General features: G+C 39.4%; 18 protein-coding genes. 3 read left to right on the forward strand and 15 right to left on the reverse strand.

Annotated features, from left to right (window positions below; genetic code table 11):
- Nucleotide 1: 1 nt before the first annotated feature.
- On the forward strand, nucleotides 2–535 hold the full coding sequence (locus ACUR5C_RS09660; protein WP_454464912.1) for a YaeQ family protein: 534 nt from the start codon (nucleotides 2–4) through the stop codon (nucleotides 533–535).
- A 321-nt stretch (nucleotides 536–856) separates the two neighbouring features.
- Here the strand turns inward: ACUR5C_RS09660 and ACUR5C_RS09665 are convergent, their stop codons facing one another.
- The 10 genes from ACUR5C_RS09665 to ACUR5C_RS09710 form a co-directional block, all read right to left on the reverse strand.
- On the reverse strand, nucleotides 857–1,180 hold the full coding sequence (locus ACUR5C_RS09665) for a hypothetical protein (protein ID WP_454464913.1): 324 nt from the start codon (nucleotides 1,178–1,180) through the stop codon (nucleotides 857–859).
- Nucleotides 1,181–1,230: 50 nt separating this feature from the next.
- The gene (locus ACUR5C_RS09670) at nucleotides 1,231–1,470 is read right to left on the reverse strand and encodes a hypothetical protein (protein ID WP_454464914.1); all 240 of its coding nucleotides are present in this window, start codon (nucleotides 1,468–1,470) and stop codon (nucleotides 1,231–1,233) included.
- 102 nt (nucleotides 1,471–1,572) lie between these two features.
- Nucleotides 1,573–1,854: a DUF4259 domain-containing protein gene (locus tag ACUR5C_RS09675; protein WP_454464915.1), complete on the reverse strand. Its 282-nt coding sequence runs from the start codon at nucleotides 1,852–1,854 to the stop codon at nucleotides 1,573–1,575.
- A 91-nt stretch (nucleotides 1,855–1,945) separates the two neighbouring features.
- Nucleotides 1,946–2,548, reverse strand: a complete 603-nt coding sequence (locus ACUR5C_RS09680; RefSeq protein WP_454464916.1) for a hypothetical protein — start codon at nucleotides 2,546–2,548, stop codon at nucleotides 1,946–1,948.
- Nucleotides 2,549–2,661: 113 nt separating this feature from the next.
- Nucleotides 2,662–3,126, reverse strand: coding sequence for a DUF2846 domain-containing protein (locus tag ACUR5C_RS09685; RefSeq protein ID WP_454464917.1), 465 nt, complete (start codon nucleotides 3,124–3,126; stop codon nucleotides 2,662–2,664).
- Between the two features lie 1,033 nt (nucleotides 3,127–4,159).
- Nucleotides 4,160–5,209 carry a hypothetical protein gene (locus ACUR5C_RS09690; protein ID WP_454464918.1) on the reverse strand — a complete coding sequence of 350 codons (1,050 nt, stop codon included), beginning with the start codon at nucleotides 5,207–5,209 and terminating at the stop codon, nucleotides 4,160–4,162.
- Nucleotides 5,210–5,283: 74 nt separating this feature from the next.
- Nucleotides 5,284–5,733 (reverse strand): DUF3885 domain-containing protein, encoded by a 450-nt coding sequence (locus ACUR5C_RS09695; RefSeq protein WP_454464919.1) that lies wholly within the window; start codon nucleotides 5,731–5,733, stop codon nucleotides 5,284–5,286.
- Nucleotides 5,734–5,986: 253 nt separating this feature from the next.
- Entirely contained in the window at nucleotides 5,987–6,964 is a 978-nt protein-coding gene (locus ACUR5C_RS09700; RefSeq protein WP_454464920.1) for a transposase, read from the reverse strand.
- 40 nt (nucleotides 6,965–7,004) lie between these two features.
- Nucleotides 7,005–7,268 (reverse strand): hypothetical protein, encoded by a 264-nt coding sequence (locus tag ACUR5C_RS09705; protein ID WP_454464921.1) that lies wholly within the window; start codon nucleotides 7,266–7,268, stop codon nucleotides 7,005–7,007.
- 31 nt (nucleotides 7,269–7,299) lie between these two features.
- Nucleotides 7,300–7,632 (reverse strand): hypothetical protein, encoded by a 333-nt coding sequence (locus ACUR5C_RS09710; RefSeq protein ID WP_454464922.1) that lies wholly within the window; start codon nucleotides 7,630–7,632, stop codon nucleotides 7,300–7,302.
- A 266-nt stretch (nucleotides 7,633–7,898) separates the two neighbouring features.
- Between ACUR5C_RS09710 and ACUR5C_RS09715 the strand changes: the two genes are divergently transcribed.
- The gene (locus ACUR5C_RS09715; RefSeq protein ID WP_454464923.1) at nucleotides 7,899–8,942 is read left to right on the forward strand and encodes an IS110 family RNA-guided transposase; all 1,044 of its coding nucleotides are present in this window, start codon (nucleotides 7,899–7,901) and stop codon (nucleotides 8,940–8,942) included.
- A 483-nt stretch (nucleotides 8,943–9,425) separates the two neighbouring features.
- On the opposite strand, the gene ACUR5C_RS09720 is transcribed toward ACUR5C_RS09715, so the two are convergent.
- The 4 genes from ACUR5C_RS09720 to ACUR5C_RS09735 all read right to left on the reverse strand — a co-directional run bounded on the left by ACUR5C_RS09720 (nucleotide 9,426) and on the right by ACUR5C_RS09735 (nucleotide 11,288).
- The gene (locus tag ACUR5C_RS09720; RefSeq protein WP_454464924.1) at nucleotides 9,426–9,761 is read right to left on the reverse strand and encodes a hypothetical protein; all 336 of its coding nucleotides are present in this window, start codon (nucleotides 9,759–9,761) and stop codon (nucleotides 9,426–9,428) included.
- Between the two features lie 159 nt (nucleotides 9,762–9,920).
- On the reverse strand, nucleotides 9,921–10,295 hold the full coding sequence (locus tag ACUR5C_RS09725) for a hypothetical protein (protein WP_454464925.1): 375 nt from the start codon (nucleotides 10,293–10,295) through the stop codon (nucleotides 9,921–9,923).
- A 63-nt stretch (nucleotides 10,296–10,358) separates the two neighbouring features.
- A complete protein-coding gene (locus ACUR5C_RS09730) occupies nucleotides 10,359–10,877 on the reverse strand; it encodes a hypothetical protein (protein WP_454464926.1) in 519 nt (172 codons plus the stop codon).
- A gap of 66 nt (nucleotides 10,878–10,943) precedes the next feature.
- Nucleotides 10,944–11,288, reverse strand: coding sequence for a hypothetical protein (locus tag ACUR5C_RS09735; RefSeq protein ID WP_454464927.1), 345 nt, complete (start codon nucleotides 11,286–11,288; stop codon nucleotides 10,944–10,946).
- A 285-nt stretch (nucleotides 11,289–11,573) separates the two neighbouring features.
- On the opposite strand from ACUR5C_RS09735, the gene ACUR5C_RS09740 reads away from it, so the two are divergent.
- On the forward strand, nucleotides 11,574–11,843 hold the full coding sequence (locus tag ACUR5C_RS09740) for a phage integrase N-terminal SAM-like domain-containing protein (RefSeq protein WP_454464928.1): 270 nt from the start codon (nucleotides 11,574–11,576) through the stop codon (nucleotides 11,841–11,843).
- A gap of 343 nt (nucleotides 11,844–12,186) precedes the next feature.
- Here ACUR5C_RS09740 and clpB read toward each other — a convergent pair whose 3' ends face one another.
- On the reverse strand, nucleotides 12,187–14,757 hold the full coding sequence (gene clpB / locus ACUR5C_RS09745; RefSeq protein ID WP_454464929.1) for an ATP-dependent chaperone ClpB: 2,571 nt from the start codon (nucleotides 14,755–14,757) through the stop codon (nucleotides 12,187–12,189).
- Between the last annotated feature and the right edge of the window lie 81 nt (nucleotides 14,758–14,838).

Below are 14,838 nucleotides of genomic sequence, written 5' to 3' on the forward strand. Positions count from 1 at the left end.
TGTGGCTATTAAACCAACTATCTATAAACTCAGTGCCGACTTAACTGACATAAACCGAGATGTTTATCAGTCTGTTCAACTGACCATTGCTCAACACCCATCAGAAACGACCGAGCGAATGATGGCCAGAATTCTTGCCTTTTGTTTAAATCAAACTGAACGGTTAGAGTTTTGCAAAGGTTTGTCTGATGTTGACGAGCCAGATATTTGGGAAAAGTCATTAGATGACCAAATATTGCTATGGATTGAGTTGGGCGAGCCAAGTGTTGAGCGAATAAAAAAAGCAACTCGACTGGCTAAACGCACTCTCATTTATAGTTTTAACAGCAAGTCTGAGGTTTGGTGGCAAGGTATAGCGGCTAAAGCTCAACAACTAGCGGTTGAAGTTATTCAGTTTAACTGGCAAGAAATTGAAAGTTTAGCCGCCTTGTGTGAGCGAACCATGCACTGCTCTATTACAATTACCGGAAACTCGGCCTATATCGCAACTGAAAAAGGCGAATGTGAAGTTAACTGGAACAACCTAAAATTCTAACTCAATTGCAAATTAACTAAGTTGCAAATTAACTAAGTTGAAAGTTAACTCACTTGAAAACTAGAAACGCAAAGCTGTAGTAGCTCATACTTGAGCTGACTAAATAGAACAAAGAGTTTGACCTAACCGTACAATTCTCTATTTTCAGAGTGCGATAATCGGACATAACCAAGTTTTTATTCGACCAGCAAAAGCTGCCATAATAGAGACATTGAAGATTTGTGAATAATGCTGCTAATTTGCTTGCCAAAATCGGACGCTCAACGTTTCTGTTTGTGATTAGTTGGCGCGAAGCAGAAACTAATCCACAACACAGACTTGTTAGCTTTCAAGCTCAAGCTCCTTATATCGCCATAGAAATGCTTCTTGGATTTCTTCTTGCTCCCACTGGTAGAACGAAATTCTTCCATAAGTGACAAACTTGCCCCAACCCCATCCCTTTTCTACAAAATTGAAATAGAGGCAGTAGTTTTGAACTATAGCGACTACCCAAAAGTCTTCATTGAAGCTGTATTGGTTCTGTGCCCATAGAGCCGGCTCAATCTGAACTTCATTCCAAACAGAAGCAAGCTCGGAACCAGAAATTATTTTCATTGCCTCTGAAAGCTCATTTTGAACTTCCTTTCTGCTTAAGTTATTTCTCATATTCTAGAAGCTAACGCCAAAATAAAAAGAACGTTTTTCAGTTTCTTTTTTCATTGATTGGTTAAGTCTTTGTTGCTCACATTCAGGATAAAGTCTTTCTCACGCTTATCCGAACTCCACCCTTCCGCGATCGCCTGCCTGATAAAGTAAGCTATGTGCTTAGGAGTGATAGTCGGATACAAGTCACTATTTATCGACTCCCCTACTTTATCAGAAAAATCTAGCCAAAAATTTCGCGTCACTAATCCTTTTAGAAGTAGTTTACTTCCATTTGATGATTCATTTTGCACAGTGATATTAAATTCAAAATTTCCATCATCTTTCCATGAAATAGAAATGACGTAGTAATAATAAGGACACCCATTTTTATTTCTGCCTAATACTACAATACCTCAGTATAATTTCAAAGCGTACGCCTCGGCTTTAGGCGTAAATAATTTTATCGAATTGATTATGTTCGTGATGATTGAGAAATAGTGGTGGGTGTCCCAGTAATTTGCTTCACAAGCAACAAGACACTCACAGGCTTCATCGGAATCTAAATATTCATCTGCACTTAACACTCTATCTATTGCATTCTTCACTACTTCGATACTTGGATTTTCAGCAAAATCTCCAGCCCAATCACATGCGGTATCGTTTCCAAATGCATCTTCAGCCCATGCTCCCATCATCTATCTCCATTTAATTGTTTTACTCAGTTACGCTTTTGTAACCAGAGAGGCATCTTTATTGCCGAATCTGCGTTCACATACTGATTACGTTTTACGATATCCACAGCGTTCTCTCACCTAGATATTTCCAGCTATTATCTTCAAGCTTTAACAATATGAAAAACTCGCCAGCACCACTCATTGGCGCACATTTTTTTGAGAGCTTTACTATAGAAAAAGTTCCATCATTTGAAAAGCCGACACGTGATACTGTGTAATATGGTCGATAAAAACGGTCATCTCTTCCAACACCTATATGTGGCTCTTCACCTGGAACTAAGCAAAGTTCATCTCTATTCTCTGAATTCAAATCTACATATTTGCTCGGCAGCAATTGAGCGTTCGTGATTACAGGTATCCAATTCAACTTTTCAGATTTTTGATTCCGACTGTAAAGGCTGCGAACCACAGAAAATGGTACATCTTTTTTATCTTGAAGAAGTCCTCTCCATTCAAATTCTTCCAGAGGATTACTCTTAAACCAAGATGCTTCCGTTTGCTCAACAAGGTAATAGCTAGAAATGGCGTCCCCTTGTATTTCTAAAAATAACGATTCGTAAACAGCTTGCTCAGTAGTCAGAGAAGGAGCATATTCTGACTCGCAGCCAAGTAAAAGAAGAAACAATATTAGAAAGTAATATTTAATAGTTTTCACCAAATCCTAACTAGCCGTAACGCCTATGTCAGGGGTAGGCATAAGTTGGCGACTTTTGTGTGCAAACACAAAAGGTGACAGCTTACGGCTATCCCCTGCACATATTTGTTATGCTATTTGCTGCAATTACCTTTAACTGCCATTTTCAATTTTGAAACAGCCTTTTTCCCTACCTCTTCATCAACTAGCTTTAAGTTAGCGCCACCAACAAATACACCCATTTTAATGTACTGATTAATGAAATAGTTTTTTCCAACTTCGGTATTAACCATTAGGTCGTTAGGCGAAAATTCCGACTCAGTGGATACCTTGTGTTCCTGACCTCCCATAACCTCTTCGTAGAAAAAGACATTGGGAGCAGATTGACCCACACATTTATCATCAACCCAAATATCCTTTTTAAGCGCACCGCCCGGACCACCAGCCCTATAAATATATAATCCAGCGTTTCCTTCCGAGGGTGCATTAAACTCTTTAGCTGCATTTGAAGCTTCATTGCTCTCCATAGGAACAGAAGCACAACCCGTCAACAAGGCACCTGAAATAATTGCCGCACCCCAAAACATCTTTCTAAACATACTTTTTTCCTTACTTTTGTTAATAAAACTTTATGAAGCATAACTATTTAGCATTTATGTTGAACATCAGTCCGTTCAATATAAATGCCTGTTGGACTGTGCCGCGCTGGCACAGAAGTTAATACTTTATTAATGGGTTTTGTTAGCTAAGTGAGAAGGCCGATTGAACCGTGTGAGGCGGGCTATTCGTTTTTGCATCCTTTCTTGGCGTATTTATTCCATCAATAATGTCTATTTATGCTGCCTAAGATGCCATGTTTTTTGTGTGAGCGCAAGCGAGCCCCCACAGAAGTTAACTGCGTCTAAAAACGCGTGCGCCCTGCTGTTAATCCGTCAACCTGGCTGCCAGAACCATCGGACCATCGTCCCTATAAAGCACCAATGATGCTCACCGCATTGGGGACAAGCCGGTGGCTCGGTGACTTTTGTCTTTTCTTTGACCAGCGCTGGGAAAAAGTTGTGGGTGTCCCCGTTTTTGCTATTTACTTTATGATGAAAAGGAATGATGTATTTGATATGAACTATTTCTTCCGAACTAATTAATGGGTTTTGGATGGCATGCTTGAGCTATTAAGTTATAACTGGTGACGCTGAGCAAAAAGATCAAAAGCAAAGTAACCTGATTAAGCTATGAGCTTACTCTTTGCATGATGAAAAATTGCCGAGCCCTTCGTCTTGAATAGACAGAGCATGCCATCCATCTTACGAATATTTTTTTTGTGGCTGCCCCTTGCCTGAGTGATTGATAACTGGATATATTTTACAAGCCCGATTTTTGAAGCGCCAGAACTAAGGGTAACCGATAAATTTCTAGTAGCGTCTTAGTAAAGCTAAGACATCTGGATATGTTAGTAATTAAGTACAACAATATTCAGACTGACTCTCAATAGGTGTTTGGTACAGTCTTTTTAACCGTTAATGAAATTATCGTTAGTAGTAACAAATAGGATACTCTTATCGATTTCTGATATTAAATTGGAGATTATAGTGTTCTATTGTTCTTTGACTAATCCGGTCATATAGGTGTTAACCCCTACTTGCTCATTGCTTGCTTTATAAAAACCCATACCAACTCACTTGCAGCTAGAAATAGCACTATGCTAGAAATCATATAGGGAAGCATTTTTACTTTATATTGCACCATTGCCCATATTGGCTGAATCAAATTAAAAACCATTAACAAGAAGCCTAAAAGCAGCAATAAAGATCCGAATACAATACCAGCGCCGGGAAAATTATTAACTACGGCTCCGTTCGCGAACAAATAGAAGCCAGCCACCATTACAGAGGCGGATATTCCGTAGTTACGTACATGATCAAATATAAACTTAAGACAAAGATCCTTTTCTTCAATATGGAGCAGGTGTTTTATGAAGTTGTCTGTCCTATTATCCTTACTCTCTTTCATACGATCCTTGCTCACAAACCATCTTGTTGTAAAAATTGAATATGTTTTCATAGGTTCTTCGAAGCATGGTTTTGTAAGGTCATCTAACTTTTGCTGAAGAACTTCTAACTTATTTCTGATTTCATCATCGTCATCCATACGATCCCAAAAGACCCCTTCATGACGATGCATTTCGGCAAGATGACGTTGAAACTCATCATCTTTCATCTTTACTTTGCCCTGACGCTGCCAATAGTGTGTTGCGAGCTGTCTAGCTGAAATAAAGATGCTATTGAGAGTACGATTGCATTCAATAAAGATTTCTTCTGACTCTTGCCCAAAAGATGCCATAAATTTATATTTGAGTGTATTAAACTTTACAAAAGCATCCTTTCTACTCTCATAACGCTCGAAAACGATATAACCTCTATCAAGAAGCTCTTCCTCTTCCTTGGATTCATTCTCTCCCTTCTTTCTAGTTTTCCCCTCTTCTCCACTCGAAAAAGGATTTCTAATATACGAAATTGCATCTTTAATTTCGAAGAATGAAGCTAAAATTTCTTCTGCCAGCTCAATTCTTCTTTTACCAATAAATTCGCGCTTCCAAGCCCCAACACCAGAGATGATTGCCCAACAAGCAGCAACAATTGCTACGGCCTGACCTATTAGTGCTAATGATTCCATGACTTCCTTCATTGGGTTAACGCCGCCAGCAGCGGCCGAGTGAAACGAGGTCCAGCGACCGCAGGGAGCGATGCTGGCTGGCCTTGTTAAGAGCTTTCATTGAACGTAGCCTCCATGCTTTCGCGGTCGTAGCCCAACAAATATTGGTTGAACTCTGTATACAGTGATTTGAGAAAAGAATGGTTGTTACCAACAACATCCATGCCTCGATCATCGTATGGAAATACTACTACTTCTTGGTCGAAGTTGAAAAGGTAAACAACTACACCTGGGTTTGGCTCGATGTAACCAAAATCTGAGGCACACGCACACCATAGCAAGCTTTTTATAATTTCATTGGTAGCACTGAAAGCAATATAGTGAGAATAGAAATCGTCTTCTTCATCTGGCTCTGACCAATGCTCACTATTTTTGGGAATTAGTATATTAATCTTTTTTAGCTCACGGAAAACCGAAAGCGAACCTAATAGTTTTTTAATGCCGTAAAAGTTGAGGCAGACAGTAACTGTTTCTTGTTGCTTTAAGGAACAGGACATCCATTTCTATTCCTGCCTAATACTACAACACCACACCATTAAGGAACAGGACATCCATTTCTATTCCTGCCTAATACTACAACACCACACCATAACTTTAAAGCGCCCTAGCCTGCTAGTCTGCGTTTTATGAGAATAATTTTATCGAATTAGATTCATTCAAGACATATTGCGGTTAAATATTAAATTACGAAAAACACTAAGCCTCAGCCAAGCTGATTATTGTATTACGAGTTGATGAAATGTTGTTTTGCTAAAGAAACAATCGCTGACTTGTAGAAAGCCCTTTGACTAACTTCCTTTCTGCTACATCCATAAAATGCGTAATCGCACTGGGAGAGCCAATGACGCTGAGTTGCGATAAATCGTCTTTCTGTTTCATTAACGAAACAAACTCCTCAGCATGGAGATTAAGTCGGTTTAGTATTGGCGGTGTATCGCTCTCAATATAACCTCGTTTTGTGGGAAGTATCGCGTGACCTAGCCAGTCAACTAGTTCGATATAGTCTTGTTGGGTTACGTTAATTGCATTTTTATGTTTTTGCTTTGATTGGGTGAGTTTAATTAAGGGAATTGGGGTTTGAACTTTGGCTTTTTGTTGTTGTTTAATTCGTTGTTGAATTGAAGTGAATTCAGATTTTTCTGGCGTTTTCGCCATTTTGGCTCGGATGGGATTTAAATCGACATAACCCATTGCGGTGATGACTGCGGCTTCATCAAGTAACGGCTGGGACTTAAATCTGCCCTCCCAGAATCTACCTTTGCAATCATCTTCTTTATTTGCTTCTCTGGCTAGGTACTCATTTAAACCGCGCATAAACCAAGAGATATCCATCAGTCGCTCTCGCCATTTTTGAATCATACCTTGAGCTACTTCAGCGATACCTTTCGCTCTTGGGTTTTTAATATATTGTTGTACCACAGGCGGAATTTTATAGAGTCGTTTCCAGCGCCGAATAACATTGGCCTCACTCCAGCCTTTGGCTTTGTCGTCATCGACTCTAAGCACAAGGTGATAGTGGTTTGACATAATGGCGTAACTCGCCACTTCAATGGCAAATGAATCTAATTGATAGGCTATTCGCTCGACAATCCAGCTTCTTCGATGCTCAAAATTCTTTCCAGAGAATTTATCTTCGCCACATAAAAATGCGCGCCTAACACAACGAGAGATACAGTGATAATAAGTGGTTGAAGCTAAATCAATTATTGAATTGCGAGCGCGAGTCATCGTTGAAATTCCTTCTAGTTTGATATCCTTTTAAACCAAACTAATAAAAACTCGCGTCGTCGTCAAATTTATCTTGAGATGTTTTTTGAAAAAGTTGTGGGTGTCCCTTTTTTTCTCCAAAGGAAATAGACTGTAAATAAGTTTCATTCCAACAGTGCTCAGGTGAGCATACATAGTAAACTAACACACGAAATCCAAATCCTTGCGAAACAATTGCAAGACTCGGATCTACCTTGCTAGGTTCAATCTGTGCTTTAGCTGGAAAAGCAAATGCTATGGCTAAAAGTAAAAGGCAATTTCTCATAGTGTTTTTAACGCCTCAAACAGTAGTTCATCTACTGCTTTGACTGGTTAGAGAATTGTTTGAATATGTCCACAAAATTCGATTTTAGGTCATCTTCGCTTATCGCAAACGTATATTCTTCATTCGAATTGCTAAAGATATAAACCTTCTCTCGAATATCATAATGCTCTTTGCACAGAGTACTATTAGCTTCGACTACTTTCTCGGCTTTACCCATCAATGTTTGAGTAATAAAGACACGCATCTTGTATATTGACGGTATTCGAACTACCTCGGAATCACCATCATCTTGAAGCGATTCTTCAAAGCTCACATTTCTAAAGCCTGTAACACGCCCAACATATACATCTACAGCATTTTCCATATCCAAAAGTATCCCATTTAAACTGGGCCTACACGCTGATGCATTTAAAGATGCGAACAATAAAAGTAAAGTAATCGATAGTCTCATAGTTTCTCTAACGCTTTGCTAAGCGGTTGCGGTGAAGTGGCGGCTTGTTTGCGTTTCTATGCAAACAAGGTGACAGTTTACCGCAATCCGACTTGAGCAACTTGATAATCATTGAGCCTTCTCCCCAGTTTAACCATTTCGGCTAAACTAAAGGCAACCAAACCAAAAGGAGAAGCCCAATGAACTTTTACAATAACATGCACCCATATTACTGCGGAATTGATTTACATGCTAGATCACTTTACGTGTGTATTATCGATCAAGACGGTAAGACCCTTCTGCATAAAGAGATAAGTGCTAATCCGGAAAGTCTACTAGCCCTTCTTGAACCTTATATCGGCGAGGTAGTTGTCGGTGTCGAATGTATGCATTGCTGGTATTGGGTCGCTGACTTTTGCGAGGAACACGCCATTGACTTTATTCTAGGTCATGCGCTTTATATGAAAGCTATTCACGGTGGAAAGGCTAAAAACGACCGTATCGACTCTTTCAAGATCGCTAATCTCATTCGAGGTGGAAACTTCCCATTAGCCTACGTTTACCCAAAAGAGAAACGAGCAACGCGAGATCTGCTCCGACGAAGAATGAAAATAGTACGCCACGGTGCACATCTAAAAGCACATGTCGTTAATACAACTAGCCAATACAACTTACCGCCCAACAAAGTTAACTTAAAAAATATCTCAGCTCGTGAAAAACTTATGTCAACATTTGATAACCCTGTAGTACAACGCAATATTGATTTGGATATGGCTGTGCTCGATTGTTACGCTAAGCAATTAAGTAAAATTGAATGGTTTATTGAACAGCAAGCCAAACAACACAATCCGGTTCATTTACATATATTAAAAAGCATTTCAGGGGTTGGGCGAATTCTTGCTCTTACCATTATCTATGAAGTTGGCAATATCAACCGGTTTCCGTCAGTACAAAAATTTGCTTCTTATTGCAGGTTAGTGAAATGTAAAGCTGAATCCGCTGGCAAAACGTACGGAACGCAAGGAAATAAGATAGGTAATGCTCATCTTAAATGGGCATTCTCTGAAGCGGCGGTTTTATATTTAAGAGGAAACAAGAACGCGCAAGGATACTTGCTTAAGTTACAACGAAGAATGTCTAAAGCTAAAGCACTTTCCGCCCTTGCTCACAAGCTTGGGCGATGTGTTTATTTTATGTTGAAAAACGAAACGGTATTTGATGAACAAAAATTTCTGAAGAGTTAGTCACGCAATGAGGTGAGCGCAACGCCTAACTGGACGTATGCAGAGTGTGATTAAAATTGATGTCTGCTGACTGGTTTTAAACTTAACATTTCAACTTTATACACCAAAAGCTAGAGCCCAACTGCCTTGATTAGCCACCTCATTGGCGTGCTTTTTAATTTAATGAGTAAGATTGTTTACACCTTAACTGAGCCTGGTAATAACTGGATAATGAAATTAAACCCTAATCTTGAATAGTGCCTTTATAAGGTTAACCGATGAATGTCTAGTGCCCCTGCTAAACTCTATGGAAAGTACCAAGCAGGCATTGTTGAGAACAAAGTAAGAGAGCCTCTATATGTGTTTGCGGTAAGCAATTGACTTCACAGCTCAAACGACAGACGAAGTAGATGATATTACTGATTAACTAGTATTTGGTTACTGAGGTAACCGAAATTAATTACTTTTGTTTATTGACTAGAGAACGGCTCATATGTGTTATGCTTAGTTGCATGAGCTTAGCTTGTTAATTTTGATGAGTTGACCATCTAGTGTTTTGAAGTAAAGCTCATTGTCTTTGTATATTGCATTAAGAGTAGAACTAAACCAACCATTTGTAACAACATTGTCAGGTATGGGCCAACCAGAAAAATATTGAACCCCGTTTTCATTTTCGATTGTAATGCAGCCTTGATACCAATTTACTTTTTCTGAACCGCCTGACTCAATGCGCCAATTAAAGCTAGTTTCAAATGGGGGTACGAAAATAATTTCATTACCTGAGCTATTTTTGAGGAGCGCATTAAAGGTAGCTGGGCAACCAGAAAGTAAGACTGACATGAGCACAATGCAAATTATTCTATTCATATTTTTTTGAGCATAACGCCCGGCTCAGCCGAGCAAAACGCGGAAGTTGCCTTGTGTTAAATTGGGAGCGCAGCGAACCAACACAAGGCAACTGGAGTGTTGGGCTTCGCGCTGAAGCCGTTTGTTATGCGATTACAACATAATTTGTGTACTAAGAGTACATTCCTTATCTGTGTAAAAGAATGCCATTTCTAAATCTTCTAATGATTCCTCGTAACCGGTTAAGGTTGTTGTAGCAATGCCGTCCGTGACTGTAAAGGCAATAGGAAACCAAAATTCAGCTACCTCGCCTTTTGTAAGCAGCATTGTTTCAAGTGGCGCGCCCTTGTATTCACTCAATACCTGAATTTTTAGGGTATTCATGTATCCGTGATTCCCTCCGGCTTTTTCAGACTCCGATAAGCGCTCTACATTTAAAGAAATATTCTCACGTGTTAAATCTACGAAACAACCAGCCAGTGCTTTCGTAGAGATTAAGGAAAAAAATAAAAAAGCCAGATATTTCATGCGATTCTCATTTGGCGCATAACGCTCGCGTAATTAGAGAGGCATTTTCTCGCCGAATCAAATTCACGCACTTGTTAAGGCTGCTTCTATATCAATACTTGATTGAGAAAACAGCCCATTTAATTTATTTATATATTCAGAATGCCACTCTTGTAGAGCTTTCCAGTTTTCTGGAATCGCCGCATCCCACCAACTTAATTTTGTCGTCAAGCAGTAATCACCAAACTCAATGCCGCAACGTATACCATCAATTCCAATTAAATCCGAAAGAGCAAATGGTTTAAGTTCTATTCGTGATAATTTTGAACTCATATCTTCTAACACAGACTTTTCGACTCGCACCTCTCCACAATATGTCTGAGGCTCATCTGTCATAGTTTTTGTTCTATGGTCCCAAATTACTCTGCGAACAAAGTATTCATTTTTTTGATGAGCCAACGTAAAAGATACAAATGGTTCAAAAGACGGATAAACCCACAACCTCAAATTTTCCGCTATATTCTTGCGGTCGACCATACCCGGATATGAGTATGGATTCTCTAAGAGATTGTATGCTCTGTCTGTTTGTACACGATTACTCATTTTGAGCCTTAACGCTTTACACAGAATTCAGTGCGCTTTTGGCACTGATATTTCTGCTGTTTCTTGTTAGGGAGCCATGCATTGCTTGACTCTCTTTAGTTTAAAATTCTTATCAAGATAGAGACACATTTCGCCATCTACAGCTACTGCAAACTCTCCGCTCTCCGTATGGTAGAGATTGTCTACGGTGACTTCGTATCCCTCTTTGGCTGGTCTTATACGAAACTCAAAGCTAATTTTATCTTTTTCTGGATTGTACTTTTCCAGCGCCCACTTTTTGGCCACTTCTAGTGCAGGCGAATACTCTTCAACATGAGTATATTTGGCAGCGGGAATCCATTTTCCGTATTCGGCAGCCTCAGTAGCAAATGAAAATAGAGCTATGAATAAAATACAGGAGAGCTTATTCATTTGTGTCCCTAACAGCTTATTCTTTTCAGTAAATGACAATAATACGCAAAAACACTTTGGTGTAGAAATACTTTTTTAAATTAAATCAAGAAGATAGAGCGATCTCTTTGAAATCGCGTCGTTTTTATTTAACTTTTATTCGAATAATGTTCCATAGCATAAATAGGATATTCTTTTTATATCAGCAACTTAGATAGCTTTTCTGGCGTAGTAAGAAAATCAGCCTTGATTTAACGCTACTTGTATGCAGCATTTTTAGATATTCATTAATACAAGGAAGTAAAAATGAGTCAATCACAAAAACCAAAATTCATGTGGTTAGTTCGAACTCAAACTCGTGCTTTACACTATTCCTATCAAACTGAAAAAACTTATGTTCAATGGATTAAGCGGTATATCCATTTTTATAACCTCAAACACCCGAAAGATATGGGAGCTGATAAAAGAACGGTCCAAGAACTTCACGGTCACAACGACGTAAGAACTACTCAAATTTATACTCACGTGCTCAATCGAAATCCATCTGGAACACTGAGCCCGTTAGATAAACTTTAGAATAATTTGAGGGTCTGCTTTTTATTAAATAGATTTTTACTTCACTGTCGTTTTTGTGATGCTATCAGTCTTATAAAGTATTGCCAATGTCCGCAATAAGATTGCGGCCGAAATTAGATTGACTGATCATATTAAGCTCGCTCAACCAAAAATTTCAGATTGAGTTAAGACCTATCCAGCTAAGCCTGTCCAGCTAAGCCTTATCTAGCTATGCCTTCTTCGGCACATTGATTTATTCAACACACCTTGATTTATCCAAAACAGACTGGATAAACCAAGGTGTTGATAGAACCAACAAGCTTTCAAAGGCCTAGAGAATCACCTTTTAATTGTGTCTGTCTAATTATTTAAACACTAGTTCGTTATTAAACAAATCTAAAATGATAGGTTTGCTTGTATCGTAGCTACCTGACAATATTTTTTCCGCTAAGGGATTTTCAATCCACTGTTGAATCGCACGCTTTAATGGACGTGCACCGTAAACTGGATCAAACCCCTTTTCGGCAATATTGGCCAGCGCTTCATTAGTCACTTCAAAATCTATTGCGTTGTCTTTTAAACGTGCAATTAATTGCGCCACCTGTATTTTTGCTATTTCAATAACATGATTACGCTCTAAAGAGTGGAAAATAACCGTTTCGTCAATTCGGTTAATAAACTCTGGTCTAAAGTAGTCACCAATAACATTCATTATTTTTGACTTTAGTTTATCATAATGGGCTTCTCCAGCTGATTCTAAAATAAGATCCGAGCCTAGATTAGATGTCATAATAATAACCGTATTTCTAAAGTCTACCGTGCGTCCTTGTCCATCAGTTAAACGTCCGTCTTCAAGCACTTGAAGTAAAATATTAAATACGTCTGGGTGCGCCTTTTCTACTTCATCAAGTAAGATAACTGAATAAGGTTTACGTCTGACTAGCTCTGTCAGATATCCTCCTTCGTCGTAGCCTACATATCCTGGAGGTGCGCCAATTAAACGTGCAACACTATGCTTTTCCATAAACTCTGACATATCAATACGAACTAAAGCATCTTGCGAATCAAACAGAAATTTGGCGAGAGCTTTACTAAGTTCTGTTTTACCAACACCCGTGGGGCCTAAAAACAAAAACGAGCCATTGGGTCGATTCGGATCAGATAAGCCAGCGCGAGAGCGACGAACAGCATTAGATACCGCAGATACCGCTTCTTCTTGCCCTATTACTTGAGAATGCAAATGCGCCTCAATTTTCAACAATTTTTCACGCTCGCCTTGCAACATTTTTTCAACCGGAATACCAGTCCATTTAGAAACTATATGGGCTATCTCATTTTCGCTGACTTTATTGCGTAACAAAGTCATATCTTGCATTTCGACTTGGCTAGCCATATCAAGCTGTTGTTCTAATTCAGGAATACGACCATATTGTAGCTCTGACATTCGAGCTAAATCACCGGCACGTTGAGCAGCTTCTAGATCAATACGAGCCCTTTCTAATTCAGACTTAATCGATTGAGTTCCATGTAGCGCCGCCTTTTCCGCTTTCCATATTTCGTTCAACTCAGAAAACTCTCTTTCCATTACTTCAATTTTTTCTTGCAGTTCGGCTAAGCGAGCAAGCGAGTTTTCATCACTTTCTTTTTTCAATGCTTCCCTTTGAATTTTTTGTTGAATTAACTTGCGCTCTAAACGATCCATTTGTTCAGGTTTAGAGTCAATTTCCATTCGAATTAAACTCGCCGCTTCATCAATTAAGTCAATTGCTTTGTCAGGCAATTTTCTATCAGAAATATAGCGGTGCGAAAGCATTGCTGCAGACACAATGGCAGGGTCGGTAATATCAACCCCATGATGAACTTCGTAGCGCTCTTTTAAGCCACGCAAAATAGCAATAGTATCTTCTACTGTTGGTTCACCAACTTGCACTTTTTGAAAGCGACGCTCTAAAGCCGCGTCTTTTTCTACGTATTTTCTATATTCATCTAACGTGGTAGCACCAACGCAATGCAGTTCACCACGAGCTAACGCAGGCTTTAACATATTGCCCGCATCCATCGAACCTTCTGATTTACCTGCGCCTACCATAGTATGCAGTTCATCGATAAATAAGATTACTTGGCCTTCTTGTTTAGCTAAGTCATTGAGCACGCCTTTTAACCTTTCTTCGAACTCGCCGCGGTATTTTGCGCCGGCAATTAAAGCGCCCATATCAAGCGATAATACTCTTTTTTGCTTTAAGCCCTCGGGTACTTCTCCGTTAATAATGCGCTGTGCTAAACCTTCAACTATGGCTGTTTTACCAACGCCTGGTTCACCAATAAGCACTGGATTATTTTTAGAGCGGCGCTGTAAAACTTGTATGGTTCTGCGAATTTCATCGTCTCGCCCTATCACGGGATCGAGCTTACCTTGCTCTGCCCTTTCAGTTAAATCAATAGTGAACTTTTCTAAAGCTTGACGTTGCTCCTCAGCATTAGGATCATTAATAGCTTCACCACCTCTTACTTGTTCAATTGCCGCTTCTAAATTTTTCGCATCGGCGCCTAAACTTTTTAAAATTCTGCCAAGCTCGCCTTTGTCTTCAAGTGCCGCAAGGCAAAAGAGTTCACTCGATATAAACTGATCTTTACGCTGTTGAGCTAACTTGTCACAGTGGTTTAGTAACCGCGCTAACTCATTCGAAATGTGCACATCGCCAGGAGCTCCCTCAACTTGGGCGATATGCTCTAAGGCTTCGCTCAATTGGCTACGTAAGCTGTGTAAGTTAATACCGGTTTGAGTAAATAAATGCCTTACACTGCCGCCTTCTTGATTAAGCAGTGCCGACATTAAGTGTACTGGCTCTATAAACTGATGGTCTCGGCCAACGGCAATCGACTGGGCGTCAGCAATTGCTAACTGAAATTTACTGGTAAATTTGTCCATTCTCATGGTTATCACCTAAATATAAAAATTGAATTAATAATCAATTGATGGGGGCTAACTCAAACAAATCAAGTTGTCATTGATAAT

The organism is Aliikangiella aequoris, from assembly GCF_053709105.1.